This window comes from Candidatus Solirubrobacter pratensis, from assembly GCF_000425945.1.
In the GTDB taxonomy this organism is placed as follows: domain Bacteria; phylum Actinomycetota; class Thermoleophilia; order Solirubrobacterales; family Solirubrobacteraceae; genus Solirubrobacter; species Solirubrobacter pratensis.
On record NZ_AUEK01000012.1, the window covers coordinates 21,023 to 46,936 of the forward strand.

A 25,914-nucleotide genomic window follows, 5' to 3' on the forward strand; every position below is an offset into this window, starting at 1 on the left:
CGGTCGTTGCGTCGGAAGGAGAGGCTTCTGAGCGTGCGAACATCAACTCTGTGTCGTCGCGTGGAGAATCGCTCTCACTGTTCGTCGTCCAGCGCACGTTCACGCTGGTGCGGCGGGGTTATGACCCGCAGGAGGTGGATCGGCATCTCCAGCGGGTGAATCGCATGTTCATGAGCACCGACGCCGGTCAGGCGTTCTCACATGAGCGCGCGGCGTTGCAGGAGCGCGAGCGTGAGGTGGAGCGGCGTCAGGCCGAAGCGGAGCGAGCGCTGGAAGGCGCCCGGCTCGAGGCGGAGGCGACCCTCGAAGGCGCCCGCAAGCGGGCGGACGCCGACGCGGCAGCCGGGGCCCGCGCGCTCGAGGAGGCCCGCTCGGAGGCGGCCGCGCTCCTGGCCCGCGCCGCCGCGGAGCGCGAGCAGATGCTCGCCGCCTACCGCGAGGAGGCGCTCGCCCAGGCGCGCGCCGAGGCATCCGAGACGCGCGAGAGGCTGATGAAGGAGGCCGAGGAGGAAGTACGCGTCTACGCGGAGCGCCGCAAGCGCGAGGCCGACCGTCACGTCGAAGCCGCCCGCCGCCGCCGCGGGGGCTGAGCCCGCCCCTACTTCAGCTTCACGTAGCGCCTCCAGTCGCGCCGCCGTCGCCGGAGGACCGCACCTCTCCACCCGCGACCGACGCGTAGAGCGTGCCGTCGCGGCCCACGGCGAGCTCGTTCGGGGCGCTTGCGATCGCTCCGTGGCGTGACCACGTCGCTCCGCCGTCGGCGCTGACGGTCACCTCGCCGCGGCGGTCGGCGCGGTAGAGGCGGTCCGGGGCGGCCCAGGCGAGCAGGCCTCCGGGCGTCGCGTCGCGCGGGCGCCACGAGCGGCCCTCGTTGCTCGACGTGAAGCCGCCCTGCTCGGTCGTCACGACCAGACGGGAGCCGTCGCGCGGGTCGGCGGCGAGGTCGACCGGGGGCGCCGGCGGCGTGCGCCTCTCGAACGCCTTCCCGCCGTCGCTGCTCACCAGGACGTCGGGCTCGTCGGCGCGAACGGCCACGATCCGGCCGCCGGCGAGCTCGAGCAGGTGGTAGTCGGCCTGGCCCAGCTGCGCGACCGCCGTCCACGAACGGCCGCCGTCGGTCGAGCGGATCAGCCCGAGGTTCTCCGGCAGCGTGCCCTCTTCGGGATGCCCCGACGCGAGCAGCACGCCCGGGCGCGCGGCGCGCACGACGAGGTTCGAGGAGACCGAGCCCGCGCCGTCGGACGTCTCGAGCCGCCCGGCGATCCGCACGGCCTCGCCTCCGCGCCGCTGCACGCGGAAGAGGCCGACGCCGGTGCCGAGGTACAGCGTGCCGTCCTTCGGGTCGACCGCGATCGAGCCGATGAACGCGTTCGCGGCGCTCGGCGCCGCGCCGGTGCACGGCGCATCGCCCGCACGGCAAGCGCGTGTGAGCGGGGTATGAGGGGACGCTGCATGGGTAGCACGGCGGCGTGCCTGCACTTCCTGAGCCCCGTGGCGCGGCGAGCGAAGCCCTGCTCGCCGCGCTGCGCACGCCCCCGCACCCGGATCTCGCGCTTCCCGAGCCGGACGACGACGAGGACCTGCAGCTGTCGCTCTACTGCTGCTACGAGCTGCACTACCGCGGCTTCGACGACGTCGCCGAGGCATGGGAGTGGGATCCGTCGCTGCTCGCGTTCCGTGCGGGGCTGGAGCGGCGCTTCGAGGCGGACATGCTCGCGCTCGCGGGATCGCCCGAGGCGCCCGCCGACGAGATGGACGTCGCGCTGCGCGAGCTCGAGGCGTCCGACGAGGCGCCGTCGCTCTCGAAGTACGTCGAGCGCGAGGCGACGGCCGCCCAGGTCGAGGAGCTCCTGATCCATCGCTCCGCCTATCAGCTCAAGGAGGCCGACCCGCACTCCTGGGTGCTCCCGCGGCTGTGGGGCGGCCCGAAGGCGGCGATGGTGGAGATCCAGGCCGACGAGTACGGTGGCGGCCGCGCGGACCGGATCCACGCCGAGCTGTTCGCGGGCTCGATGCGCGCGCTCGGGCTCGACTCCGCCTACGGCGCCTACCTCGACCGCATCCCCGGCGTCACGCTGTCGACGGTCAACCTGATGTCGCTGCTCGGGCTCCACCGGAGCCGCCGCGGCGCCATCGCCGGTCACCTCGCGATGTTCGAGATGACGTCGTCGATCCCCAACCGCCGCTACGCCGCCGGCCTGCGCCGCCTCGGACACGGCGAGGACGCGACCGCCTTCTTCGACGTCCACGTGGTCGCCGACGCGGTGCACGAGAGCGTCGCCGCGGTCGATCTCGCGGGCGGCCTGGCGCGCCAGGAGCCGGCGCTGGCGCCCGACATCCTGTGGGGCGCGCGGGCGCTGCTCGCCGTCGAGGGCCGCTGGGCGACGCATCTGCTGACCGCCTGGGAGCAGGGCAGGTCCTCCCTGCTCGCCGGTGCGCGATCGCCGGCCGCGGCATGAACGCGACCGAGCTGCGCGAGGCGTTCGACGCGCCGGAGCCGATGACGATCGGCCTGGAGGAGGAGGCGATGCTGCTCGACCCCGCGACGGCGGATCTCGCGCCGGTCGCCGCCGAGGTGATCGCACGAGCGACCGAGCTGCGCGGCGCCGACTCGCGCGAGGGCGCGGCGGACGACCGGGCGGCGCGCGCACTCGCCACCGTCGCGGCGCCGCGCGCGATCCTCCCCAAGCGCGAGTTGCCCGCCTCCCAGATCGAGCTGACCACAGCGCCGGCCGCGACCGTCGCCGAGGCGATCGCACAACTCGGGCGGGGCCGCCGCGCCCTTGCCGCCGCCGCCGAGGGCCTCGCGCTCCCCGCCGCCGCGGGCATGCACCCGTTCGCGGCGCCGCTCGGGGAGCTCAGCGAGGGCGACCGCTACGACGCGATCCTGGCCGAGTACGGCGACGTCGCCCGCAGCCAGCTCGTGTGCTCCCTGCAGGTGCATGTCGCCGTCGGCGGAGCCGACCGTACGCTGGCGGTCTACAACGCGCTCCGCGGGCATGTGCCCGAGCTCGCCGCGCTCGCCGCCAACGCGCCGTTCCTCGGCGGCCGTGACTCGGGGCTCGCGTCGGTGCGCCCGCTCGTCTCTGGCCTGCTGCCGCGCCAGGGCGTGCCGCCCGCGCTCGAGTCATGGGAGGCGTTCGCGGACGCCCTCAGCTGGGGACGCGCCGCCGGCGCCGTTCCCGAGCCGCGCCGCTGGTGGTGGGAGCTGCGTCCGCACGTGGCCTACGGCACGCTGGAGCTGCGCGTGCCGGACGCGCAGACGACGCTCTCCGACGCCGCGGCGGTGGCCGCGTTCGCCCACGCGCTGATCGCCTGGCTGGCCGAGCGCCACGACGCGGGCGAGCCGCTTCCCGCGCCGGCCTCGTGGCGGATCGCCGAGAACCGCTGGACGGCATGCCGCTTCGGGCTCGACGGCGAGCTCGCCGATCTGCGCACCGGTGAGCGGACGCCCGTGCGCCGGGTGCTGCTGGAGCGCCTCGCGCAGCTCGCGTCCTCGGCGGAGCGCCTGGGATGCGCGGCCGAGCTCGCGAGCGCCGGCGCGCTGATCGAGGCCAACGGCGCGCAGCGCCAGCGTGAGCTCGGGCCGGTCCTCGCCGCGCGCCGGCTCGCCGAGCTGTATCTGGAGTAGCGCGACGGGCGCCGGCTTCAGGCGGCGCGTCCCTGCTCGGCGCCGCTCGGCGCCTTGAACCGGATCAGGTTGTGCGTGCCGTCGCAGAACGGGCGCAGCCGCGACTTGCCGCAGCGGCACAGCGCGACGGTCTCCCGGCCGGTGTCGATCTCGTTGCCGTCCTGGTCGACCAGGCGGAACGGGCCGCGGACGAGCAGCGGGCCGTCGCGATAGGGCGTGATCAGGGTCTCGCTCATGTCCCGCCGTCCTTCCCCGCCCGGCCCGGCGCCATGCCGCGCAGTACGAGAACCTCCTCCTCCGCCTGCCCGGACGCGAGCAGGCCGCGGTCCTCCAGCTCGGCGCGCCGATCGCGCAGGATCGGGCCGAGCGGGCCGCGCTCGCGCGCGGCGACGTCCGCTTCGAGCCCCGCGGCGGCGTAGGCGGCGAGCGTCGCCTCAGGCCCGCAGACCTCCGAGTGGACCAGCAGCAGCACGCCGCCCGGCGCGAGATGCGCGGGCGCGTCGGCGCAGATGCGGTCCAGCACCGCGCGGCCGTCGGCCCCGGCCTCCCACGCGCGCCCGGGACCGCGGGCGGGCGGCTCGTCCCCCGGGATGTACGGCGGATTGGCGACTATCAGGTCGAAGCGCTGGCCCGCGACCGGCGCGAGCAGGTCGCCGCGGTGGGCGCGGATGCGGATGCGGCTCAGACGCGCGTTGAGGCTCGCGTTGAGCGCGGCGCGGCGTGAGACGTCGACGGTCGTCAGCGCGCCCTTGAACGCGCGCGCCGCCGCGAGCCCCGCGTACGCCGGCCCCGCGCACAGCTCGAGCACGCGCGCGCCGGCGGGAAGCGGCTGCGTGCACGCGGTGCGCGCGAGCAGCCGCGTGTCCGAGCGCGGGTGGAAGACCCCGGGGAGGACGATGAACACGGCGCAGGCATCGCCGCACGGCGCTCCGCGGAAACGGCGATGGTACGCGCGGTGACGCCCCCACCCGCGGCCGGCGCTCGTAGACTCGCGCCGATGACAGGGGCGACCATGGTCGGGGCCGGCGGCGGAGAGGTCATCGGGGACTCGCCCGAGCGCCGCGTCGAGATCCTGTGCGAGCACGATCCGCTGCACGCGACGGTGTCGCGGTTCGGGCCTGGGCGCGACGGGGCCGATCTGCACGTCCACCGGTCCCACTCCGACGTCTTCTACGTCCTCGAGGGCGAGCTTACCGTCCGGCTCGGCGCGCAGGACCGGCAGGTCGCGCTGCCGGCGGGGACGCTCGCGCTCGTTCCGCCGCCCGTGGTCCACGGCTTCCGCAACGCGAGCGACGCCGACGTGCGCTACCTCAACTTCCACGCGCCCGGGAGCGGGTTCGCCGCCTACATGCGCGGGCTGCGCGAAGGGCGCAGCGTCGGGTTCGACCAGCATGACCCGCCGCAGGATGGCGGCCGGCCCGTGTCGGAGGCGTCGATCGGCGCCGCTGAAGAGCTCGCCGGCGGCCGGCGGCTGCTCGCGGACACCGAGGAGATCGCGATCGCCGAGCTGTCGGCGACCCAGGCCGAGCACGTGCACGCCCGGCACGTCGAGGCGTTCTACGTGCTCGAGGGAACGCTCGAGCTGATGCTCGCCGGCGAGGCGGTCCGCGCGGAGCAGGGCGCGTGGGTCACGGTCCCGGCAGGCGTGCGGCACGCGGTCGGCGGCGAAGCGCGCTATCTCGACGTGCACGCGCCGAACGCGGGCTTCGCGGCGCACCTGCGCGGGGACGCGACCGCGTTCGATCAGGAGTAGCCGCGCGGCGATGCGCGGGCGTCACGGCGCGCGGTCGAGCCCGAGCGCCCGCGCGCGCTCGCGCGCCGGCCGCGGGTCGAACGGCGCGCGGCGCCACGTCGCCGTGCGGGCCTCGAGGTCGAGCTCGAGCCAGAGCGCCGCGGCCTGGGCGTCGAGTCCCGCCCACCATCCAAGCGGCGACGGCGCCGGCGCGCCGACGGCGCCCGGGTTGAGCAGCCATTTGCCGTCCCCGAGCTCGAGCGGCTCGTCGACCCGCACCGCAACCGCCCGAGCGCGCCCGCCGGCCGAGGCCGCCCAGGCGCTCGCGACGTGCGTGTGACCGACGAGCCCGATCGGCGCGCGCTGCGCCGCCAGGCACGCGCCCGCGTTGGACGGCCCGACGAACTCCCAGACCGGGTTGCGAGGGCTCCCATGCCAGCACTGCACGCCTTCCCGCCGCGCCGCCGGCCGGCGCCGCCGCAGCCAGCCGAGCTCCTCCTCGGTGAGCTGCTCGCGCGCCAGCTCCACCGAGCGCGCGCCGAGCTCGCCCAGCCGCGACGGGTCGACCGACCCGGTCGCCCCGTAGTCGTGGTTGCCCACCAGGGCGACGCGGCACCGCGACCGCGTCAGCCGCAGCGCGCGCGCCGGGTCCGGGCCGCCACCGAGCATGTCGCCGAGCGACCACAGCTCGTCCGCGTCCGCCGCCGCGCCGAGCACGGCCTCGAGCGCTTCGGCGTGCGCGTGCGCGTCCCCGAAGACGGCGACCCTCATGGCCACCCGGCGCCGGGCTCGGGGGCCTGCACCGCCAGCACCTGCCCGGTCGGCTCGCCCGCGCCCACGTTCCCGATCCCGCCCCACTCGGCCGCCATGATGAACAGCGTCCGCCCGTCCTCGCCGCCGAGCATGCAGGCGAAGCCGCCGCGGTCGAGCTCGACGACGTCGAGCACCTCGCCGCCCTCGCGCACCCGCACGCAGCGCCGGTTCGGCACGTCCGCGTACCAGACGGCGCCCGAGGCGTCGATGCAGATCCCGTCCGGCGCGCTGCCGTCGACCGCCGCCCACACGCGCCGCTCGGACAACGAGCCGTCCTCGCCGATGGCGAACGCGGTCAGCCGCCCGGCGTAGGACTCGGCCACGATCAGGGTCGATCCGTCGGCCGTGACGGCCATCCCGTTGGGGAACGCGAGCCCGTCCGCCACCCGCTCTCCCGACCCGTCGGGCCGGACGATGGCGACGCCGCCCGGAGCGAATTCGCCGCCCGGGAACTCGAAGCCGGCGTAGTTGACGTACGCGTTCCCGCGCCCGTCGACCACGAGCTCGTTCCACGGCGGGGCGGCGATCGCGCCAAGCTCGGCGTACGGCTCGCCGCCGGCCAGCAGCACCGCTTCGCGCCCCGACACCACGAGCAGGCGCCCGTCCGGCAGCCAGTCGAAGGAGAACGGGAACGAGGACAGCCGCATCACGACGTCGTCGCCCGCGCGCAGCTCGCCCGCCACCCAGTCGGAGAACCACAGCCGCCTGTCGTGCCAGCGCGGGGACTCGCCAAGGGCGATCCCCGTCCACAGAACCTCAGCCATCCGGACCTCCTCGAGGGGACAAACTGACGCTTAGACCGTCTCCCGAAACGAAAATGATCGCGGGCCGCCGGGTATGCCGGTGCCCATGCCCAACGCCGCCGCGGTGCCGCAGAACCCGACCGACCTGTCCGGTCGCACCTGGCCACAGGTGCTCAAGCGCACGGTGAGCCAGTTCTCCGAGGACAAGCTGACCACCTGGGCCGCGGCGCTCACGTACTACGCCGTCCTCTCGATCTTCCCCGCCCTGCTGGCCCTGGTCAGCATCCTCGGCGTGATCGGCCCGTCGGCCACCCAGCCGCTGATCGACAACCTCTCCACCGTCGCTCCGGGCCCCGCCAAGCAGATCCTCACCAGCTCGCTCAAGAGCCTGGGCGCCGCGCAGGGCGCATCGACGCTGGCGTTCGTCATCGGCCTCGTCGCGGCGATCTGGTCGGCCTCGGGATACATCGGCGCCTTCATGGACGCCGCCAACGCCGTCTGGGACGCGCCCGAGGGGCGCCCGATCTGGAAGCGCATCCCGCTCCGCGTCGGCGCCACGATCGTGCTGCTGCTGCTGCTGGCGGCGAGCGCGCTGGCGGTCGTCCTCACCGGCCCCGTCGCCCGCTCGGTGGGGAACCTGATCGGCCTGGGCGACACGTTCGTGACCGTGTGGGGCATCGCCAAGTGGCCGGTGCTCGTGCTCGTCGTCTCGTTCATGATCTCGCTGCTGTTCTGGGCCGGCCCGAACGTCAAGCAGCCCGGCTTCCCGTGGGTCACCCCCGGCGGCCTGCTGGCCGTGATCCTGTGGATCGTCGCCTCGCTGCTGTTCGCGGTCTACGTCGCGAACTTCGCCTCCTACAACAAGACCTACGGCAGCCTCGGCGGCGTGATCGTGTTCCTGATCTGGCTGTGGATCACGAACCTGATCATCCTGCTGGGCGCCGAGTTCAACTCCGAGATGGAGCGCAGCCGCCAGATCGCGGCCGGCCATCCGCCCGACGAGGAGCCGTACCTGCCGCTGCGCGACGAGCCGAAGGCGTGACGGCTCCGCGCACCGTGGGTAGCCCCATCGCGTGACAGCCACGAGCGAGCGAACCGACCTGCCCGGACGCTTCGGCGCCGAGTACGCGGGCGACGACGAGCACCGGCCGCTGGCCGGCTACAGCATCCTCAGCACGGCCTTCGCGGGCGCGTTCGCCGGCGCCCTGATCGTCGCGCTCCGGCGCGGCAGGCCGCTGCCGGACCGCATCAGCACCCGGGACCTGGTCCTCGCCGGCATCGCCACCCACAAGGTCAGCCGCCTCGTCGCCAAGGACAAGGTGACGGGCTTCCTGCGCGCGCCGTTCACGCGCTTCCAGGAGCGCTCCGGCCACGGCGAGGTCGAGGAGGAGGCGCGCGGGCGCGGCCTGCGCCGCGCGGTCGGCGAGCTGCTGATCTGCCCGTACTGCGTCGGGCAGTGGGTCGCGGGCGGCTTCACCGTCGGCTACGTCTACGCGCCCCGGCTCACCCGTCTGCTCGCCGGCATGTGGACGATGCACGCGATCGCGGACGGCCTCCAGCTCGCGTACGTCGCCGCCGAGGACCGCGTCTAGCGCTCCACCGACCGCCGCTCACGGTCGGATCTCTGACCGCGTTCAGGCTCGTGGTCAGGTGCAGGCTCGCCGCCACCACCTTGGACGGCCGCGGCGCGGTATGACGATCCGGATGGACGAAAGTCTGCCGCTCGGCCTCGACCGTGACGGCTCGCCGCCGCTGACGGTGCTCGAGTCGCGCGCCGGCCCACGGGTGGTGCTGACCGTGAAGGGCGAGGTCGACCTGGCGTCGTGCGACGGCCTGCGTGCCGCGCTCGAGGGCGTCGCCGACTCCGGCGTCAGCGAGATCTGGCTGGACCTCACGCACGTCGGGTTCATGGACTCGACCGGCCTCAACGTGCTGGTGGAGGCGCACCGGGAGCTCAACGGGCGCAGCTTCGCGCTGATCTGCCCCGAGGGCCCGGTCCGCCGCGTCATCGCGGTCTCGGGCATCGACAAGGTGATCCCGGTCCATGTGAACCGCTCCGCGGCCGACGGCGCGACTTAGCCTCGATCCAGGCTCAGCGACGGCGCCGGGCCGCGGACCGAAGGCGCTCCAGGCGCTCGGCGCGCTCGCGCCGGAGCGCGTCCGTGCGAGCGCGCAGCGCGGTCGTCTCGACCTGTAAGACCTCGAGGTCCCTGCCGCGCCGCGCGGCCGTCTCGTGCGCGGCTTCGAACGACGCGCGCAACTCCTCCCCGCGCCCGGACGCCATCGGCGCCGGCGCGGACTCATGCGGGGGCTCTTCGGCGGCGCGCGGCTCGGGCATCAGCCGCCGCCGCTGGCGCACCACCTCGCCCTCCTCGCCCTCCGCGGGCGACGGAGCCTCGCCGGTGAGCAGCCACGTCCCGTCCTCACGGCGCACGACGCGCCCCGTGCGCGCAAGCTCGGCGAGCGCCGAGGACACCGTGGGGCGGCGCGCGCCGACGATCTCGCCGAGCAGCCGGTGCGGCAACGCGAGCGGGAGCGCGATGCCCTCGGGCGCCACGCGCCCCCAGCGTTCCGCGAGGTGCCAGAACAGCGCGACGAGCCGGTCCTCCACGCGGTTGAGCTGCGAGATCGCCTGCGTGACCGCCAAGCGCTGCGCACGGCCCGCCAGGCGGTCCACGAGGACCGCGCCGATCTCCGGATACGCGCCCAGCTGCGTCGCCACACGGCGGTCGAGCAGCGCCACACGCACCGGCGAGAGCGCGTTCCAGCGGACGGTGACCGAGAGCAGCAGCGGCTCCCCCTCGATCCGCCACGGCCGCACGATGTCGCCTGGACCCAGCAGCTCGGTGCTGACCATCATGCTGAGCACGACCTCGCGCGCCAGCACTCCGTCGACGACGAGCAGTCCGTAATGCGCGGGATCGGCCTCGCCGAGCCGCCCCACATCCCATTCCCCGGTCGCCAGCGCGCTCACGCGGACGCGCAGCTCCCGCGCCGCCGCAGAGCGCCGCTCGGGCGTCAGGAGGCAGCCCAGCTCCGGGTCGAGCTCGAGCAGCGAGCCGGCGGCGTCCCGGTGGGCGCGGTGTGCCGTCGACGCGGCCATCTGGGTCATCGTACGTGCCCTGACACCGGCGCGGATGCCGTCGCGGTCCGGCTTGTGACCGGTGCGTAGCACATTCAGGCAGTGTAAATACGCTCGGCCCATGAACGACCTCGCCGAATCTGCGCGCGCAGCGTCGCTCCTCGACATCGATCCCACGCTCGCCCATGTGCTCGGCGCGCGAGTGGCGGTGACGACGGGCCGGCTGCCGCTGCTGGAGGTCGTCGCACCGGCGCCTGGCTCCTGGACGCCCCGCGCCTCCCGCTTCGCCGTGCTCGACGGGCTGCTGCTGTGCGGCGATCCCGGAGGCGAGATCAGCGGCGCCTTCGGCCCGGGCGACCTGATCGGCACCGGCGACCTCGCGGCGGGTACGTGGACCGCGGGCCCGCGCGTCCGCCTCGCGGTGATCGACGAGTCGTTCACGACGCTGATCCGCCCTTGGCCCCAGGTCGAGGCGCGCATGGCCGCCCGTGCCGCCCGCCAGGAAGCGGCGCGCACCGCGCTGCGCGCCGCGGCCCGGCAGACGAATCCGCAGGAGCGGCTGCTGGCCGTCGTGTGGTCGCTCGTCGCGCGCTGGGGAGAGCAGTCGCAGAAGGGCTTCAGGCTGCGGATCGGGCTCGACGCCGCCGCGCTGACGCGGCTCACCGGCCTGGGTCCCGAGCTGCTTGAGCGGACGCTGCGAGCGCTCGAGGGCGAGCACGTCATGCGGACGACGGGGGACGCGTGGTTGCTGACCCGCGGCGCGGGGCACGCCGACACCCTCCGCCGCCGCCGCGACGAGCTGCGCCACCGGGTCGCCGAGCAGCTCGCCTTCGCGCGCACGGCCCAGCAGGATGCGCTCGCGGTCTTCGAGCGCATCGAGCTGACCTTTGCCGACGGGTTGGAGGAGGCACGCGCGCGCGGCGGATAGGGGTAGATTCCCTTTGAGTGGATGAGGCGTCTCAGGCCCAGTCGCCGCGCGCTGCGCCCGCGCGCGTCATCGGCATGGCCGCTTCGGCCGGCGGCGTGGAGGCATTGCGGACCCTGGCCGCCGGCTTGGCGGCCGATCTGCCGGCGGCGATCTTCGTCGTGCTGCACATCCCGGCGACCGGCCGCAGCCTGCTCGGGCCGATCCTCGACCGCGAGAGCGCGTTCACCGCCGTGGTCGCGGAGGATGCGATGGCGATCCAGCCCGGCCTGATCTACGTCGCGCCCGCGGATCGCCACCTGCTCGTGCGCCGCGACCGGATCGAGCTCAGCCGCGGCCCGAAGGAGAACGGCGTCCGCCCCGCCGCCGACCCGATGTTCCGGTCGCTGGCGCGGGCATGGGGTCCGGCGGCGATCGGCGTCGTGCTGTCGGGCGCGCTCGACGACGGCTCCGCCGGCACCGTCTCGATGTCGGAGGCCGGCGGCACCGTGATCGTGCAGGACCCGGCGGACGCGCTGGTCCCGGGGATGCCGGCGAGCGCGATCGCCGCCAATCCCCCGGACTACACGCTCCCGCTGGCGGAGATCGGCGGCGTGCTCGAGCGCCTTGTGAGAGCCGCCGCCCCGGCGCCTCGAGAGGAGGAAGCGATGCCGTCGGTCCCCGATCCCGATGATCATCTGCGCGCGGAGCAGCGCCCTGCCGGTCCCGCGAGCGGCTTCACCTGCCCTGAGTGCAGCGGCGCGCTGTGGGAGGTCAAGGACGGCGCGCTCGCGCGCTACCGCTGCCGGGTCGGCCACACCTACTCCGAGGACGCGATGGTCGAGGCCCAGGGTCAGGCCGTCGAGGCCGCGCTGTGGACGGCGCTCGAGGTGCTCGAGGAGCGCGGCGAGCTGCTGCGCCGGATCGCCGGCCGCATGGAGGGCAAGCCGCGCAGCGCCCGGCGCTTCGAGGAGTCCGCGCGCGAGGCGCTCGACCGCGCGGCGCTGATCCGGCGCGCGCTCAGCATGGGCGTGGGCAGCTACGCCCTGACGGTTGACCAGATGCTCGAGGAGACCGCCGGATGAGCGAGGCCGACGCGGCATTCGAGGCGCTGCTGGAGTTCCTCAAGCGCACGCGCGGCCTGGACTTCACCGGCTACAAGCGCACGAGCCTCGAGCGGCGGTTCCGCCGCCGCATGGAATCGGTCGGCTGCCCCGGCTACAGCGACTATCTCGACTACCTCGAGGTCCATCCGGACGAGTACGAGCAGCTCTTCGAGACGCTGCTCATCAACGTCACCGAGTTCTTCCGCGACCCGCCGGCCTGGCAGGACATGCAGGAGCGGGTGCTGCCGGAGCTGATCGCCGCCAAGGCCGAGGACGAGCCGATCCGCATCTGGAGCGCGGGCTGCGCCAGCGGGCAGGAGGCCTACACGATGGCGATGGTGCTGGCCGAGCTGCTCGGGGTCGACGACTATCGCGAGCGCGTGAAGATCTACGCGACAGACATCGACGAGGACGCGCTCGCCCAGGCGCGGCTGGCGGTGTACGCACCGAAGGAGCTCGAGAGCCTGCCCGACGGGCTGCGTGAGCGCTACTTCGAACGCTCCGACAAGAACTGGGCGTTCCGCAAGGACCTGCGCCGCGCCGTCATCTTCGGCCGCAACAACCTGATCCAGGACGCGCCGATCTCGCGCCTGGACGTGCTCATCTGCCGCAACACGCTGATGTACTTCAACGCCGAGACGCAGGCGCGGATCCTGCGTCACTTCCATTTCGCCCTGCACGAGCACGGCGTGCTGATGCTCGGGAAGTCGGAGATGATGATCTCCCACCGCGACCTGTTCGCGCCGCTCGACCTCAAGAAGCGCATCTTCACCAAGCAGCCGCGCGACTCGCTGGCCGCGCGCGCGCTCGGGTTCACGAACGGCGACATCGCCGAGCTGCCGACCCCCGATGACGACCGCGGCACGCGCGACGCCGCGCTCGAGCTCGGCCCGCATCCGCTGCTGATCGTCTCGCGCACCGGGCGGCTCTCGTTCGCCAACCTGCCGGCACGGGCGCTGTTCCAGCTCGCGCTCGACGACTTCGGGCGCGCCTTCGACGAGCTTCCGATCGCGCACCGCCCGTCCGAGCTGCGGCCGGCGATCGAGCAGGCGCTGCGCGAGCGCCGGCGCGTCCCGGTCGGCGAGGTCGCCTTCACGCCCGACCGCGGCGACGAGCGGCGGCTCGGCATCGCCGTGTCGCCGCTGCTCTCGAGCGCCAACACGGTGCTCGGCGTCAGCGTCGTGTTCGAGGATGTCACGCGCTACTTCGCGCTGCAGAGCGAGCTCGAGGGCAACCGCCGCGACCTCGAGCTCGCCTACGAGGAGCTGCAGTCGACGATCGACGAGCTCGAGACGACCAACGAGGAGCTCCAGTCCGCGAACGAGGAGCTGCAGACGACCAACGAGGAGCTCCAGTCGACCAACGAGGAGCTCGAGACGATGAACGAGGAGCTCCAGTCGACCAACGAGGAGCTCGAGACGATCAACGACGAGCTCCGCGACCGGACCGGCGAGCTCAACCAGGTCAATGAGTTCCTCGAGGCGATCCTCACGTCGCTCGGGTTCGGCGTCGCGGTGCTCGACACGCACCAGCGCGTGCAGATCTGGAACCACCGCGCCGAGGATCTCTGGGGCCTGCGACGCGACGAGGCGCTCGACCACCACTTCCTCAGCCTGGACATCGGGCTGCCCGCGGAGCAGCTCGCCGCCGCCTTGCGGTCGGTGCTCACCGGCACGCACCCGCGCGAGAGTCGCGAACTGCAGGCGGTCAACCGGCGCGGGCGGCCGATCGTCGTCAGCGCGACGGTGCTGCCGCTGGTCAGCCGGTCGATGGGGGACGGGGCCAAGGTCCAGGGCGCGATCGTGCTGATGGAGGATCAGCCCGCCGAAGACGCGGCCGAGTAGCGCTCGCCGTCAGCGCGCCGACCGCGACCGGTGCGACGCGACGCCGCCGGGGAAGTCCCGGCCCACGATGAACGAGGACGAGATGGCCAAGCGGATCCGGATCGCCAGCCGGCGCGCCGCGGAAGCCGCGAAGCGCACCGCCGAGGCGCATGAGCAGGCGGCTGACGCGCACGAACGGCATGCGAACATCGCCGATGAGATCGGCGAGACCATCGAGGACGCGCAGCGCTCTCGCGAGCTCGCGCAGCGGCTCCGCGCGAATGCGCGACGCGATCGCGAGATCGCCAAGCGCGAGCACGAGCTCGGCCGCAAGGACTAGTAGCGCGCGATGCAGGGACGCGGCGGGGTCAGCAAACGGTCTCGTCGCGTTGCCGCTCCCGCCGGGGTGGAGATCCAAGGGGGATGGACACGACGACACCTCGCCGGCTCGCCCTTGTGACCGGCGCCTCCAGCGGCATCGGCCATGAGCTCGCCAAGCAGTTCGCCTCGCACGACTTCGACCTTGTCATCGCCGCCGAGGACGAGGACCTCACGGCGGTCGCCGCCGAGCTCCAGGGCCTCGGAGCCGGCGTAAAGGCCGTGCAGGTGGACCTCGCCACAGAAGAGGGCGTCGAGCACCTGTATCGAAGCCTCGAGGGCAGGACGCCCGACGCGGCGGCGCTGAACGCCGGCATCGGCGCCGGCGGCGCGTTCGCGAGCGACACGGACCTGCGACAGGAGCTCCGGCTCGTCGACCTCAACGTGCGCTCGACCGTGCACCTCGCCAAGTACCTGGTCCGCGACATGGCGGCCCGCGGCGAAGGGCGCCTGCTGTTCACGTCCTCGATCGCCTCGACGATGCCCGGCGCCTTCCAGGCCGTCTACAACGCCTCGAAGGCGTTCGTGCAGTCATTCGCGCTCGCGCTGCGCAACGAGCTCCGGGACACCGGCGTGACCGTCACGGCGCTGATGCCCGGGCCGACCGAGACCGAGTTCTTCGAGCGCGCCGGCATGCTCGACACCCAGGTCGGCGCCGGCGACAAGGACAGCGCCGAGGACGTCGCGCGCGACGGCTTCGACGCGCTGATGGCCGGCAAGGAGCGCGTCGTCTCGCACTCGCTCTCGACCAAGCTGCAAGGTCGCGGCAGCCGCCTCATCCCCGACAAGGTCAAGGCCGAGCTGCACCGCAAGATGGCCGAGCCGGGCTCGCGCCCCCGCGACTGACCGCCGCGGAGATGCCCCGGCGCGGCGCTGCTCATCGTCGACCGCGAGCAGGCCGCGACGGCGAGCTAGAGGTCGGTTTCGGCGTGCTGCTGGAGCGTCGCGATCGACTTGCTGAGCATGCGCGAGACCTGCATCTGCGAGACGCCGAGCAGATCGGCGATCTCGCGCTGCAGCAGGTCCTCGCGGAAGCGCAGCTTCACGACCAGGCGCTCGCGGTCGGGCAGGTGGTCCAGCAGCGAGTCCACGGCGACCGCGTCTTCGACCGTCGCGAAGCCGTGCTCCTCGACCGCGGCCAGCGCGCGCTGGGGCTCGTCGTCGCCGTCGCGCGCCGGGCGGTCGAGCGCCACCGGGCGGTGCGCGGTGTCGGAGGACAGCGCCTCGAGCACCTGCTCGACCTCGACGTCAAGCCGCTCGGCCAGCTCCGCCGGCGTCGGTGCCCGGCCGAGCCGGCCGGTCAGCTCACCGCTGACCCGCTCGATCCGCAGCGAGAGGTCCTGCAGCTCGCGCGGCACGCGGACCGACCAGCCGTAGTCGCGGAAGTAGCGCTTGATCTCGCCGAGGATCGTCGGCGTGGCGAAGGAGGTGAACGCGCTGCCGCGGTCGGGGTCGAAGCGGTCGACCGCCTTCACGAGCGCGAGCGACGCGACCTGCACGACGTCCTCGCGCTCGGCACCGCTCGGATAGCGACGCGCGAGGTGTCGGGCGAGCGGCATGTAGCGCTCGACCAGGGCGTTTCTGACCGCCGGCTCGCGATCCCGGCGGTACCGGCGGAAGAGCGCGTGCTCTTCGCCGCGCCGGACGAGCAGCGCAGGTGAGTCAAGAACGACGGGGGCCATAGCGTTGGCTTCACCGCCAAGGCATGCAAATCACGCCTCATGAGAGGGTGCTGGGTCCGCCGTCTGACGGCGAGACGCGCGGCTAAGCGCCCGAATGTGTCGAAGTGGTTCTCCGGTTCGTCGCGACGGCCGCCGCGGCACCGGCCGCGAGGGCGATGATCAGGACCCTCCCGCGCCGTTTCGGCGGCCGGCGATCGCGGCCCGTCATCCGCCGGACCGCGAGCGTTCCCTCGCTCGCGGCGCGCCGCAGGTGCGCGTGGACCTCGTCGTCGCTCAGCAGCCGGTCGATCACGGCGCTCGCGTTGTGAGCCATCTGCGATCGAGCTCCTCTCACTCAGGTCCCGGTCCGGCGGCGGGAGACGAGGCGGCTCGCGAGCAGCGTGAGGACGAACGCGCCGGCGGCCGCGGCGATCGGCGCGGGGTTCTCCCGCGCGCGCTGCTTGAGCTCCTCGGCCTTGTCGCTCGCCCGCGCCTTGACGTCGGTCTTGGCGGCGAGCTCGGCGGCCGTGTCGCCGAGCTCGCGGCGGACCTCTTCGATCTCGCCGCGCAGCTCGGCCGCGGTCTTCGGCTCCCCGTCGGCGGTCAACTGCTGCGCCCGCTCTTGGCCCGGGTCTTGACCCATGCCAGATCCTCCTTCGTCGAATCCACGGCCTGCTCGGGCAGCGGCGGCGTCGCCCGGCGCACCTGCTTGCGACCGGCGAGCGCCAGCACGCCGGCGATCGCGGCGTAGACGACCCCGACGATCAGCGCGGCGAGCCACGCCGCCATGGCGGTGGCCAGTGCGAGGATCACGCATGCGGTCAGCGCGCCGAGCGCGAACACGGCGAGCAGCCCGGCACCCCCGAACATGCCGGCTCCGGCCCCCGCGCGCTTGCCCTTCTCCGAGAGCTCGACCTTGGCGAGCTCGATCTCCTTGCGCACCAGCGTCGTCGTCTGATCCGACAGCTCGCGCAGCAGGTCGGCGGTCGGGCGCTCGCGCCCTTCTGTGTGCTCGCGCATACAGAACGGCCTCGCCACGAGCACGGCCCGCGTAACCCCTCGCGGTCGACCTTCTGACCGGTGCGGTTAGAAGAGAAGCGCTTCTCGGCAGTTCGGGACCGATGACCGCCGTACTCGGGATCAACGCAGTGTTTCACGACCCTGCCGCCGCTCTCGTGGTGGACGGGAAGATCGTCGCGGCCGCCGAGGAGGAGCGCTTCTCGCGCCGCAAGCACGGCAAGACGCCGGTCGCCTTCTCGACCTGGGAGCTGCCGGAGCAGGCGATCGCGTACTGCCTGCAGGCGGGCGGTCTCGCCCCCGGCGACCTCGACGCGGTCGCCTACTCGTACGACCCCGATCTGGCGTTCCAGCCCAATGGGGACATCACCGCGGCCGAGTGGGAGGGCCTGCGCACGCTCTACGCGCGCCGCGCGCCGCTGTTCCTGCGCGCGGCGCTCGGGGGATGGGAGGGCGACTTCCGCTGGATACCGCATCACGTCGCGCACGCGGCCTCGGCGACGTTCGCGTCGGGGTACGACCCGTGCAGCGTGCTCGTGCTGGACGGCCGCGGCGAGTCGGCCTCGCATCTGGCGGCGCGCTCGGCCGGCGGCGAGCTCGAGCCGCTGGCCGCGCAGGCGCTGCCGCACTCGCTCGGGCTGCTCTACGAGGAGCTGACCGCGCACCTCGGCTTCCGCCGCTCCTCCGACGAGTACAAGGTGATGGCGATGGCCTCCTACGGAGAGCCGTCGTTCCTTGGCGAGCTGCGCTCGCTCGTGCGCGCCGACGGTGCGGGCGGCTACGTGGTGGACGACGTCGACCTGCCCGGCTACGTGCCGGCGCTGGGGCCGGGCCAGGAGTTCACTGCGGCGCATGCGGCGCTGGCGGCGTCGGTGCAGCGGCGCCTGGAGGAGGTGCTGCTGGACCTCGCGGGCTGGCTGCACGAGCAGACCGGCGACCGCGACCTCGTGATGGCGGGAGGCGTGGCGCTGAACTGCGTGGCGAACTCCCGCCTGTGGCGGGAAGGACCGTTCGAGCGGGTCTGGGTCCAGCCGGCCTCAGGCGACTCCGGCACCGCCCTGGGCGCGGCGATGCACGTCGCGCACGCGCTCGGCGATCGCGTCGCGCCGATGCGGACCGCGGCGCTGGGCCGCTCGTGGGACGACGACGCCCTGGCCGCGCGGCTGCGGGTCGCCGGCGTGCGCTTCTCGCGGCCGCCCGACATCGCCGATGCCGCGGCCGAGGTGCTCGCCGGCGACGGCGTGGTCGCGTGGTTCCAGGGACGCTCGGAGTACGGGCCGCGCGCGCTGGGGCACCGCTCGCTGCTGGCGGACCCGCGGCGCGCGGAGAACCTCGAGAAGCTCAACGACATCAAGGGCCGCGAGCAGTTCCGGCCGGTAGCGCCGATGGTGCTCGCCGAGCGCGCGGCGGAGATCTTCGACGGCCCGCTGCCGTCGCCGTACATGCTCTTCACGCACGGCGTGCGGGACGGCTGGCGGGAGCGGATCCCGGCGGTCGTGCACGTCGACGGGACCGCGCGGATCCAGACGGTGGACCGTGCGCAGGAGCCGCTCGTCGCCCGCATGATCGAGCGCTTCGAAGCCCGCACCGACGTGCCGGTCGTCGTCAACACATCGCTCAACACGGCGGGGCGGCCGATGGTCGACGACCCGCGCGACGCGCTGGAGTGCTTCGGCTCGAGCCCCGTCGACGCGCTGGCGATCGGGCCGTTCCTGGTGACGCGATGAGCACGCGCGCGATCGTGATCCCTAGCGTCGGACGGCCGTCGCTGCCGCGCCTGCTGGAGGCGCTGGAGGGTGAGGAGGTCCATGTCGTCCAGGGGCTGGCGCCGGCGGCGGCGCGCAACGCCGGCTGGCGCGCGGTCACTGCCGAGTGGGTCGTGTTCCTCGACGACGATGTGGTGCCCGAGCCCGGCTGGCGCGAGGCGCTCGACCGCGACCTGCGCCCGGGACTCGACGGCAGCCAGGGCCGGATCGTCGTGCCGGTGCCCGACCGGCCGACCGACTGGGAGCGCAACGTCGCCGGCCTGCAGGACGCCCGCTGGGCGACCGCCGACATGGCCTACCGGCGTGAGGCGCTGGCGGCGGTCGGCGGCTTCGACGAGCGCTTCCCGCGCGCGTTCCGCGAGGACGCCGACATCGCCCTGCGCATGCTCGACGCGGGCTTGCGGCTCGAGCGCGGGACGCGGCGCGTCGTGCACCCCGTCGGCGCGGCGGGGCCCGCGGTCTCGCTGCGCAAGCAGGCGGGCAACGCGGACGACGTGCTGATGCGCGCCCTGCACGGCCGCGACTGGCGCGAGCGCGCGGGCGCACCGCCGGGAAGGCGCCCGCGGCACCTCGCGATCGCGGCGGCCGGGGCCGCCGCGCTCGGCGCGGCGATCGCGCGCCGGCCGCGCGCCGCCGCCCTCGCGGGCGCCGCCTGGGCCGCCGGGACCGCCGAGCTGGCGTGGGCGCGGATCGCTCCCGGCCCGCGAACGCCGCGCGAGGTCATGACGATGGCGTGGACGAGCGCGGCGCTGCCGTTCGCCGCCTGCGCCTGGTGGCTGCGCGGCCTCGCCGGGCTGCGCGGCGCGCTCGCCGCGCCCGGTCCGCGCCCGTGGCCGAAGGCGGTGCTGCTCGACCGCGACGGGACGCTGATCGAGGACGTGCCGTACAACGGCGACGCCGGGCTCGTCGAGCCGATGCCGGGCGCCGCGGACGCGCTCGCGCGGCTGCGCGAGGCGGGCATCCCGACGGCCGTCGTCAGCAACCAGAGCGGGATCGCGCGCGGGCTGGTCCGCCACCGCGACGTGCAGGCGATCCACCGTCGCATGGAGGAGCTGCTCGGCCCGCTCGGGCCGCTCGAGTACTGCCCGCACGGCCCGTCCGACGGCTGCGAGTGCCGCAAGCCCGCCCCCGGCCTGATCCTCCGCGCAGCCGAGCGCCTCGGCGTGGGGCCGGAGGACTGCGCCGTGATCGGGGACATCGGCGCCGACGTCGACGCCGCCTGCGCGGCCGGCGCGCGGGCGGTGCTGGTCCCTACCGCGCGCACGCGCGCGGGCGAGGTGGCGGCGGCGCCGGAGGTCGCCCCGGACCTGGCCGCCGCCGTCGCGCAGTTGCTGGAGGACCCCGTCGCGGTGCTGGAGGCGGCATGACCCACGTGCTCGCGGTCCGCCTCGACAACGAGGGCGACGTCCTGCTCGCCGGGCCGGCGATCCGCGCGCTCGCCCACGGCGCCTCGCGCGTCACGCTGCTGTGCGGTCCGCGCGGCCGCCAGGCCGCCGCGCTGCTGCCCGGCGTCGACGAGGTCGTGTGCTGGCGCGCGCCGTGGATCGACCCCGAGCCCGAGCCCGTCGACCGCCCGGACGTCGACGCGATCGTGCGCCGGATCGCGGAGCTGCGCGTGGACGCGGCCGTGATCTTCGGCTCCTTCCACCAGAGCCCGCTCCCCACCGCGCTCGTGCTGCGGCTGGCGGGCGTACCGTGGATCGCCGCGACGTCGGTCGACTACCCGGGCTCGCTGCTCGACGTGCGCCACCGGGTCCCGGACGACGTCCACGAGGTCGAGCGAGCGCTCGACCTCGCGCGTGCCGCCGGGTACGCCCTTCCGCCGGGCGACGAGGGCGAGCTGTTCGTCACCGCCGGCTCGGCCCCGGCCCCCACGCAGCCGTATGTCGTCGTGCACCCCGGCGCCTCGGTCCCCGCGCGCGCGTGGGCGCCTGACCGTCATGCCGAGCTGGTCGCCGCACTCGCCGAAGAGGGACGGCGCGTCGTCGTCACGGGCTCGCCGGACGAGCGCGACCTGACCGCGTATGTCGCGCGCGATGCCGGCGTCGACCTCGGCGGCGCGACGACGTTCGCCGGGCTCGCGCGCGTGCTGGCGGCGGCCGACGCGGTGGTCGTCGGCAACACCGGCCCTGCCCATCTCGCGGCGGCGGTCGGCACGCCGGTGGTCTCGCTCTTCGCGCCGACGGTCCCCGCCGTGCGCTGGCGCCCGTGGCTGGTGGCGCACGAGCTGCTCTACGTCGACGTCCCGTGCGCCGGCTGCCGCGCGCGCACGTGCCCGGTGGCCGGGCACCCGTGCCTCGCGGGCGTGACGGTCGAGGAGGTCGTCGAGGCGGTGGACCGGCTCGCGCCGCTGGCGGTGGCGGCATGAGGATCCTGCTGTGGCACGTCCACGGCGCGTGGACGACCGCGTTCGTGCAGGGCCGGCACGAGTACGTCGTGCCCGTCGTCCCCGACCGCTCGGCCGACGGCGTCGGCATCGCGCGTACCTATGCGTGGCCGCGGAGCGTGAGCGAGCTGTCGCCCGAGGGGCTGCGCGGCGAGCATTTCGACGCCGTTCTGCTCCAGCGCCCGCGTGACGAGGCGCTCGTGCGCGAGTGGCTCGGGTACCGCCCGCCGGCGGTCTATGTCGAGCACAACGCGCCGCAGGGCCGGATCGCCGAGATGCGCCATCCGGTCGCCGACCGCGAGGACCTCACGCTCGTGCACGTCACGCACTTCAACGCGCTGTTCTGGGACGCGGGCGCGACGCCGGTGCGGGTGATCGAGCACGGCGTCGTCGATCCCGGCGAGCGCTACACCGGCGAGCTGGCGCGCGCCGCGGTCGTGATCAACGAGGCCCGGCGGCGCGGGCGCGTGACCGGGACCGACCTGCTGCCGCGCTTCGAGCCGCTGGACCTGTTCGGAATGGGCTCCGCGCGCGACCTGCCGCAGGCGGCGCTGCACCATGAGATGGCGCGCCGGCGCGCGTACCTGCATCCGATCCGCTGGACGTCGCTCGGCCTCTCGCTGCTTGAGGCGATGCATCTCGGGATGCCGGTCGTCGCCCTCGGCACCACCGAGGTCCATGAGGCTGTGCCGCCGCCGGCAGGCATCGTCTCGACCGACCCGAGCGTGCTCGAGCGCGGCCTGCGCCGCCTCCTCGGCGACCCGGACGAGGCGCGTGAGCGGGGCCGCGCGGCTCGCGCCGCCGCGCTCGCCCGCTACGGACTTGCGCGCTTCCTCGCGGACTGGGACGCGCTGCTGGCACAGGTCGTCCGCGAGGAGGTGACGGTCTGATGCGAATCGCGATGGTGTCCGAGCACGCGAGTCCGCTGGCCGTGCTCGGCGGCGTGGACGCCGGGGGCCAGAACGTGCACGTCGCGGCGCTGGCCACGGCGCTCGGGCGGCTCGGCGACGAGGTCGTGGTGCACACGCGCCGCGACGATCCGGCGCTGCCGCGGCGCGTCGAGCTCGCGCCGGGCGTGGAGGTCGACCATGTCGACGCGGGGCCTGCGTCCGAGCTGCCGAAGGACCAGCTGCTGCCGCACATGGGGGCGTTCGCCGAGAAGCTGCGCCGGCAGTGGGCCGCCGAGCCGCCTGACGTGATCCACAGCCACTTCTGGATGTCGGCGCTCGCCGCGCTGCACGCGGCCGACGACATCCCCGTGGTGCACACCTTCCACGCGCTCGGGACGGTCAAGCGCCGCCACCAGGGCGTCAAGGACACGAGCCCGTCCGGGCGGTTGGCGACCGAGCGCTGGATCGCCGCCTCGGTGGACCGGCTCGTGGCGACGTGCACCGACGAGGTCTTCGAGCTGTTGCGCATGGACGCGGACCGGCGCCGTATCACGGTCGTGCCGTGCGGCGTCGACCTCGAGCGCTTCGGACCAGGGCGGGCCGAGCCGCGGACCGCAGGTCGCCACCGGCTGGTGGCGGCCTGCCGGCTCGTGGAGCGCAAGGGCGTCGGGAACGCGATCAGCGCGCTGGCGGACGTGCCGGACACGGAGCTGCACGTGGCCGGCGGCCCGGCGCTCGAGGACCTCGACCGCGATCCGGAGGTGCGCCGGCTGCGTGCGCTCGCGGAGGCCTCGGGCGTCGCTGATCGCGTCGTATTCCGCGGGCGCGTCGCGCGCGACATGATGCCCGCGCTGCTGCGCTCCGCCGACGCGGTCGTGTGCGTGCCGTGGTACGAGCCGTTCGGGATCGTGCCGCTGGAGGCGATGGCGTGCGGCGTGCCGGTCGTCGCGTCGGCGGTCGGCGGCCAGACGGACTCGGTCGTGCACGGCGTCACGGGCGTGCACGTGCCGCCGCGCGACCCGGACACGCTCGCGACGACGCTGCGGGCGCTGCTCGCGGACCCGGAGCGGCGCGCGAAGCTGGGCGCGGCGGGAGCCGAGCGCGCGCGAACGCGCTACGGATTCGACCGCATCGCGCGCGCCACGCGCGACGTGTATGCCGAGGTCGCGCGGACCCGCACGCGGTTCATCCGGCGCGGGCGCGGGCGGGAGGCGGCGCGGTGACGCGGTTCGCGAGCCGCCCGCCGTTCCCGCGCGACGGCGCGGCGTCCGTCGCCGCGCCGCCGGCGGCGCGCGGCTTCACCGCCCGCGACCACGTCGACGCGCTGTCCTCGGCGCTCGCCGACCTCGACGTCGCGCGGCTCGAGCGCTGGGGCGTGCGGCTGGCGGCGGTGCTCGGCGGCGGCGGGCGGCTGCTCGCGCTCGGCAACGGCGGCTCGGCGGCGCAGGCGCAGCATCTGACGGCGGAGCTGGTCGGGCGCTATCGCGATGACCGCCCGCCGTTCTCCGCGCTCGCGCTCTGCAGCGAAGGCCCCGCGCTGACCGCGATCGGCAACGACTACGGCGCCGAGCAGGTGTTCGCGCGCCAGGTGGCCGGACACGGCCGCCCCGGCGACGTCGTGATCGCGCTCTCCACCTCAGGCGCGTCGCCGAACGTCATCGCCGCGGCCGAGGTCGCGCGCGAGGGCGGCATGACCGTGCTCGGCCTCACCGGGCCGTCGCCGAACCCGCTCTTCGACCGCTGCGACGACGCGCTCTGCGTCGACTCCCCGCACACCCCGACCATCCAGGAGATCCACCTGATCGCCATCCACCTGCTGTGCGCGGCCTTCGATGCCGCGGTGATGAAGGCGGTGCTGCCGCGATGAGCCGCTTGACGATCGTCGGCGACGCCCTGCTCGACCGCGACCTCGAGGGCCGCGCGGACCGGCTCGCCCCCGACGCGCCCGTTCCCGTCATCGACGCCATCGAAGCCGTGCCGCGCGCCGGCGGCGCGGGCCTCGCCGCGACGCTCGCCGCCCGCGCCGGGCACGCCGTGACGCTCGTCTGCGCGCTCGGCCGCGACGCCGCGGGCGAGGAGCTGCGGCACCTGCTGGAGTCCGCCGGCGTCGAGGTCCTCGATCTCGGGCTGCGCGGGCCCACGCCGGAGAAGGTCCGCGTCCGCGCGGGCGGCCAGTCGCTGCTGCGGCTCGACCACGGCGGCCCGGCGACGGGCTGCGGCCCGCTCGACCGGCTGCCCGAGGCCGACGCCGTGCTCGTCTCGGACTACGGCCGCGGCATCACGTCCGAGCCGACCGTCCGCGACGCCCTCTGCGGCGAGGTCCCGCTCGTCTGGGACCCCCATCCGCACGGCGCCGCGCCGGTCGCGGGCGCGACGCTGGCGACGCCGAACCTGAAGGAGGCGCTGGCCGCGGCGGGCGACGGCGAGAGCGGCGCGTCGCCGCCCGGCGGCTCCCTCGTCGCGACCGCCGCATCGTCGCCCGGCGGCGCCCTCGGCGCCCCGGCCGCATCGCCGCCCGGCGCCACCGCCGGGTCGCCGCCCGGCGGCGCCACCCACCTCGTCGCCGGCGAGACCGCCGCCCGGGCGCTTCTGCGCCGCTGGCGGGCCGTCGCCGTGTGCGTGACGCTCGGCAGCCGGGGCGCCGTGCTCGTCGACGGCGACGGACCTGCGCTGGCCGTGCCCGCACCGCGTGTGCAGGGCGATCCGTGCGGCGCCGGTGACTGCTTCGCGATGACCGCGGCAGCCCGCATCGCCGCCGGCGCGCTTCCCTCGGAGGCGGTGCGCGCCGCGGTCGAAGCGGCTTCGGCGTACGTCGGGCGCGAGAGCGCGGCTGTGCCGTCGGGCGACGCCGTCGAGCTCGCCGCGCGCGTGCGCCGCTCCGGCGGCACCGTCGTGGCGACCGGCGGCTGCTTCGATCTCCTGCACGCCGGGCACGTCCACATGCTCGAGCGCGCCCGCGCGCTCGGCGACTGCTTGATCGTGTGCCTGAACTCCGACGCGTCGGTCGCGCGCCTGAAGGGCCCGGACCGCCCGCTGGTCGACGAGCAGGACCGCGCCGCCGTGCTCGCCGCGCTGGCCTGCGTCGACGCGGTGGTGGTGTTCGGCGAGGACGACCCGTCGCGCGTGCTGGCCGAGCTGCGGCCGCACGTGTGGGTCAAGGGCGGCGACTACGCGTTGTCCGACCTGCCCGAGGCCGAGGTGCTTGCGAGCTGGGGCGGTCGCGCCGTGCTCGTCCCGTACGTCGCCGGGCGCTCGACCAGCGGGCTGATCGACAAGGCGGCGGCGCATGTCGGCTGAGCTCGGGACGGTGCTCGTCACCGGCGGCGCGTCGGGACTCGGGGCGGCGGTCGCCGACGCCGTCGCGCGGGAAGGCGGGACGCCGGTCGTGCTCGACCGCGCCCAGCCGGACGACGGCCTCGCGTGGGAGCGCGTCGACCTCGCCGACCCACGAGCGGCGGAGGCCGCGGTCGCACGCGTCGCGGAGCGCCACGGCGGCCTCGACGCTGTGGTCACGGCCGCCGGCATCGACGCCTGCGGCGAGCTCCCGGACATCGAGCCTGAGGCATGGGACCAGGTGATCATGGTCAACCTGCTCGGCACCGTCTCGGTGGTCCGCGCCGCGCTCCCCCACCTCGAGCGCTCGCACGGCCGCGTGGTGACCGTCGCGTCCACGCTCGGCCTGCGCGCACTGCCCGCCGCGACCGCGTACTGCGCGAGCAAATTCGGCGTCGTCGGCTTCACCCGCGCACTCGCGCTCGAGCTCGGCGATCGCGTAGGCGTGACGATGCTCGTCCCGGGCGGGATGCGCACGCGCTTCTTCGATGACCGCCCGGAGGAGTTCAAGCCCGCCCCTGACCAGCGGCTCAACGACCCGAGCGAGGTCGCCGACGCCGTCGTGTTCGCGCTCCGGCGCCCGCCGGGAGTCGAACTGCGCGAGCTCGTGATCACGCCGTCGGCGGAGCCGTCGTGGCCGTGACCCGGG

Annotated in this window: 29 protein-coding genes; 20 read left to right on the forward strand and 9 right to left on the reverse strand. The window is 74.7% G+C overall.

All coding sequences use genetic code 11. The features are described 5' to 3' along the window. Nucleotides 1-50 precede the first annotated feature (50 nt). The gene (locus tag H958_RS0118480; protein WP_028059745.1) at nucleotides 51-590 is read left to right on the forward strand and encodes a DivIVA domain-containing protein; all 540 of its coding nucleotides are present in this window, start codon (nucleotides 51-53) and stop codon (nucleotides 588-590) included. Nucleotides 591-609: 19 nt separating this feature from the next. Here the strand turns inward: H958_RS0118480 and H958_RS0118485 are convergent, their stop codons facing one another. Then, on the reverse strand, nucleotides 610-1,479 hold the full coding sequence (locus H958_RS0118485; RefSeq protein WP_028059746.1) for a WD40/YVTN/BNR-like repeat-containing protein: 870 nt from the start codon (nucleotides 1,477-1,479) through the stop codon (nucleotides 610-612). Here H958_RS0118485 and H958_RS46410 point away from each other — a divergent pair. Together H958_RS46410 and H958_RS46415 are read left to right on the forward strand one after the other, a co-directional pair. Further along, nucleotides 1,470-2,459 carry an iron-containing redox enzyme family protein gene (locus tag H958_RS46410; RefSeq protein ID WP_028059747.1) on the forward strand — a complete coding sequence of 330 codons (990 nt, stop codon included), beginning with the start codon at nucleotides 1,470-1,472 and terminating at the stop codon, nucleotides 2,457-2,459. The two genes, H958_RS0118485 and H958_RS46410, sit on opposite strands and share 10 nt — an antisense overlap. Then, the gene (locus tag H958_RS46415; RefSeq protein WP_028059748.1) at nucleotides 2,456-3,631 is read left to right on the forward strand and encodes a carboxylate-amine ligase; all 1,176 of its coding nucleotides are present in this window, start codon (nucleotides 2,456-2,458) and stop codon (nucleotides 3,629-3,631) included. The genes H958_RS46410 and H958_RS46415 overlap by 4 nt, the downstream gene beginning before the upstream one ends. A gap of 17 nt (nucleotides 3,632-3,648) precedes the next feature. On the opposite strand, the gene H958_RS0118500 is transcribed toward H958_RS46415, so the two are convergent. Next, on the reverse strand, nucleotides 3,649-3,867 hold the full coding sequence (locus H958_RS0118500; protein WP_028059749.1) for a CDGSH iron-sulfur domain-containing protein: 219 nt from the start codon (nucleotides 3,865-3,867) through the stop codon (nucleotides 3,649-3,651). Beyond that, complete coding sequence (locus H958_RS0118505; RefSeq protein WP_028059750.1) at nucleotides 3,864-4,535, reverse strand: methyltransferase; 672 nt, start codon at nucleotides 4,533-4,535, stop codon at nucleotides 3,864-3,866. Before H958_RS0118505 ends, H958_RS0118500 begins: the two co-directional genes overlap by 4 nt. 93 nt (nucleotides 4,536-4,628) lie before the next feature. Here H958_RS0118505 and H958_RS38515 point away from each other — a divergent pair, with 93 nt between their 5' ends. Beyond that, nucleotides 4,629-5,384 carry a cupin domain-containing protein gene (locus H958_RS38515; protein ID WP_231379297.1) on the forward strand — a complete coding sequence of 252 codons (756 nt, stop codon included), beginning with the start codon at nucleotides 4,629-4,631 and terminating at the stop codon, nucleotides 5,382-5,384. A gap of 21 nt (nucleotides 5,385-5,405) precedes the next feature. Here H958_RS38515 and H958_RS0118515 read toward each other — a convergent pair whose 3' ends face one another. Both H958_RS0118515 and H958_RS0118520 read right to left on the reverse strand, forming a co-directional pair. Next, complete coding sequence (locus H958_RS0118515) at nucleotides 5,406-6,134, reverse strand: metallophosphoesterase family protein (RefSeq protein WP_156028055.1); 729 nt, start codon at nucleotides 6,132-6,134, stop codon at nucleotides 5,406-5,408. Further along, entirely contained in the window at nucleotides 6,131-6,940 is an 810-nt protein-coding gene (locus tag H958_RS0118520; RefSeq protein WP_028059752.1) for an SMP-30/gluconolactonase/LRE family protein, read from the reverse strand. Before H958_RS0118520 ends, H958_RS0118515 begins: the two co-directional genes overlap by 4 nt. Before the next feature lie 85 nt (nucleotides 6,941-7,025). Between H958_RS0118520 and H958_RS38520 the strand changes: the two genes are divergently transcribed. From H958_RS38520 to H958_RS0118535, 3 genes are all read left to right on the forward strand, one after another. Then, on the forward strand, nucleotides 7,026-7,961 hold the full coding sequence (locus H958_RS38520; protein ID WP_037410705.1) for a YihY/virulence factor BrkB family protein: 936 nt from the start codon (nucleotides 7,026-7,028) through the stop codon (nucleotides 7,959-7,961). A 31-nt stretch (nucleotides 7,962-7,992) separates the two neighbouring features. Continuing rightward, entirely contained in the window at nucleotides 7,993-8,511 is a 519-nt protein-coding gene (locus H958_RS0118530; protein WP_196807427.1) for a DUF1360 domain-containing protein, read from the forward strand. Nucleotides 8,512-8,623: 112 nt separating this feature from the next. Beyond that, nucleotides 8,624-8,998, forward strand: a complete 375-nt coding sequence (locus tag H958_RS0118535; RefSeq protein ID WP_196807428.1) for an STAS domain-containing protein — start codon at nucleotides 8,624-8,626, stop codon at nucleotides 8,996-8,998. Nucleotides 8,999-9,011: 13 nt separating this feature from the next. Here H958_RS0118535 and H958_RS0118540 read toward each other — a convergent pair whose 3' ends face one another. Further along, nucleotides 9,012-10,022, reverse strand: a complete 1,011-nt coding sequence (locus H958_RS0118540) for a Crp/Fnr family transcriptional regulator (protein WP_028059755.1) — start codon at nucleotides 10,020-10,022, stop codon at nucleotides 9,012-9,014. A 100-nt stretch (nucleotides 10,023-10,122) separates the two neighbouring features. Between H958_RS0118540 and H958_RS0118545 the strand changes: the two genes are divergently transcribed. The 5 genes from H958_RS0118545 to H958_RS0118565 all read left to right on the forward strand — a co-directional run bounded on the left by H958_RS0118545 (nucleotide 10,123) and on the right by H958_RS0118565 (nucleotide 15,058). Then, nucleotides 10,123-10,929 carry a hypothetical protein gene (locus H958_RS0118545; protein WP_028059756.1) on the forward strand — a complete coding sequence of 269 codons (807 nt, stop codon included), beginning with the start codon at nucleotides 10,123-10,125 and terminating at the stop codon, nucleotides 10,927-10,929. 74 nt (nucleotides 10,930-11,003) lie between these two features. Further along, nucleotides 11,004-11,990 (forward strand): chemotaxis protein CheB, encoded by a 987-nt coding sequence (locus H958_RS38525; RefSeq protein WP_037410708.1) that lies wholly within the window; start codon nucleotides 11,004-11,006, stop codon nucleotides 11,988-11,990. Then, the gene (locus tag H958_RS0118555; RefSeq protein ID WP_028059757.1) at nucleotides 11,987-13,855 is read left to right on the forward strand and encodes a CheR family methyltransferase; all 1,869 of its coding nucleotides are present in this window, start codon (nucleotides 11,987-11,989) and stop codon (nucleotides 13,853-13,855) included. The genes H958_RS38525 and H958_RS0118555 overlap by 4 nt, the downstream gene beginning before the upstream one ends. Nucleotides 13,856-13,937: 82 nt before the next feature. Beyond that, on the forward strand, nucleotides 13,938-14,174 hold the full coding sequence (locus H958_RS0118560) for a hypothetical protein (RefSeq protein WP_156028056.1): 237 nt from the start codon (nucleotides 13,938-13,940) through the stop codon (nucleotides 14,172-14,174). Nucleotides 14,175-14,257: 83 nt separating this feature from the next. After that, nucleotides 14,258-15,058 carry an SDR family NAD(P)-dependent oxidoreductase gene (locus tag H958_RS0118565; protein WP_028059759.1) on the forward strand — a complete coding sequence of 267 codons (801 nt, stop codon included), beginning with the start codon at nucleotides 14,258-14,260 and terminating at the stop codon, nucleotides 15,056-15,058. A gap of 65 nt (nucleotides 15,059-15,123) precedes the next feature. On the opposite strand, the gene H958_RS0118570 is transcribed toward H958_RS0118565, so the two are convergent. From H958_RS0118570 to H958_RS0118585, 3 genes are all read right to left on the reverse strand, one after another. Next, nucleotides 15,124-15,894, reverse strand: coding sequence for a SigB/SigF/SigG family RNA polymerase sigma factor (locus tag H958_RS0118570; protein WP_028059760.1), 771 nt, complete (start codon nucleotides 15,892-15,894; stop codon nucleotides 15,124-15,126). Nucleotides 15,895-16,228: 334 nt separating this feature from the next. Continuing rightward, on the reverse strand, nucleotides 16,229-16,480 hold the full coding sequence (locus tag H958_RS38530) for a DUF3618 domain-containing protein (protein WP_037410710.1): 252 nt from the start codon (nucleotides 16,478-16,480) through the stop codon (nucleotides 16,229-16,231). Further along, nucleotides 16,477-16,893 carry a phage holin family protein gene (locus H958_RS0118585; RefSeq protein WP_028059762.1) on the reverse strand — a complete coding sequence of 139 codons (417 nt, stop codon included), beginning with the start codon at nucleotides 16,891-16,893 and terminating at the stop codon, nucleotides 16,477-16,479. The genes H958_RS38530 and H958_RS0118585 overlap by 4 nt, the downstream gene beginning before the upstream one ends. 101 nt (nucleotides 16,894-16,994) lie before the next feature. On the opposite strand from H958_RS0118585, the gene H958_RS0118590 reads away from it, so the two are divergent. The 8 genes from H958_RS0118590 to H958_RS0118625 all read left to right on the forward strand — a co-directional run bounded on the left by H958_RS0118590 (nucleotide 16,995) and on the right by H958_RS0118625 (nucleotide 25,908). Then, on the forward strand, nucleotides 16,995-18,617 hold the full coding sequence (locus H958_RS0118590; RefSeq protein WP_028059763.1) for a carbamoyltransferase family protein: 1,623 nt from the start codon (nucleotides 16,995-16,997) through the stop codon (nucleotides 18,615-18,617). Then, nucleotides 18,614-20,023, forward strand: coding sequence for an HAD-IIIA family hydrolase (locus tag H958_RS0118595; protein ID WP_037410713.1), 1,410 nt, complete (start codon nucleotides 18,614-18,616; stop codon nucleotides 20,021-20,023). Before H958_RS0118590 ends, H958_RS0118595 begins: the two co-directional genes overlap by 4 nt. After that, nucleotides 20,020-21,024: a glycosyltransferase family 9 protein gene (locus H958_RS0118600; RefSeq protein ID WP_196807429.1), complete on the forward strand. Its 1,005-nt coding sequence runs from the start codon at nucleotides 20,020-20,022 to the stop codon at nucleotides 21,022-21,024. The genes H958_RS0118595 and H958_RS0118600 overlap by 4 nt, the downstream gene beginning before the upstream one ends. Continuing rightward, the gene (locus H958_RS0118605; protein ID WP_028059766.1) at nucleotides 21,021-21,932 is read left to right on the forward strand and encodes a glycosyltransferase; all 912 of its coding nucleotides are present in this window, start codon (nucleotides 21,021-21,023) and stop codon (nucleotides 21,930-21,932) included. The genes H958_RS0118600 and H958_RS0118605 overlap by 4 nt, the downstream gene beginning before the upstream one ends. Further along, nucleotides 21,932-23,155, forward strand: a complete 1,224-nt coding sequence (locus H958_RS0118610; protein WP_028059767.1) for a glycosyltransferase — start codon at nucleotides 21,932-21,934, stop codon at nucleotides 23,153-23,155. Before H958_RS0118605 ends, H958_RS0118610 begins: the two co-directional genes overlap by 1 nt. A gap of 101 nt (nucleotides 23,156-23,256) precedes the next feature. After that, nucleotides 23,257-23,799 carry a D-sedoheptulose-7-phosphate isomerase gene (locus tag H958_RS38535; protein WP_156028090.1) on the forward strand — a complete coding sequence of 181 codons (543 nt, stop codon included), beginning with the start codon at nucleotides 23,257-23,259 and terminating at the stop codon, nucleotides 23,797-23,799. Beyond that, entirely contained in the window at nucleotides 23,796-25,229 is a 1,434-nt protein-coding gene (gene rfaE2, locus H958_RS0118620; RefSeq protein ID WP_028059768.1) for a D-glycero-beta-D-manno-heptose 1-phosphate adenylyltransferase, read from the forward strand. Before H958_RS38535 ends, rfaE2 begins: the two co-directional genes overlap by 4 nt. After that, nucleotides 25,219-25,908: an SDR family oxidoreductase gene (locus tag H958_RS0118625; protein WP_028059769.1), complete on the forward strand. Its 690-nt coding sequence runs from the start codon at nucleotides 25,219-25,221 to the stop codon at nucleotides 25,906-25,908. Before rfaE2 ends, H958_RS0118625 begins: the two co-directional genes overlap by 11 nt. The last annotated feature ends 6 nt before the right edge of the window (nucleotides 25,909-25,914 follow it).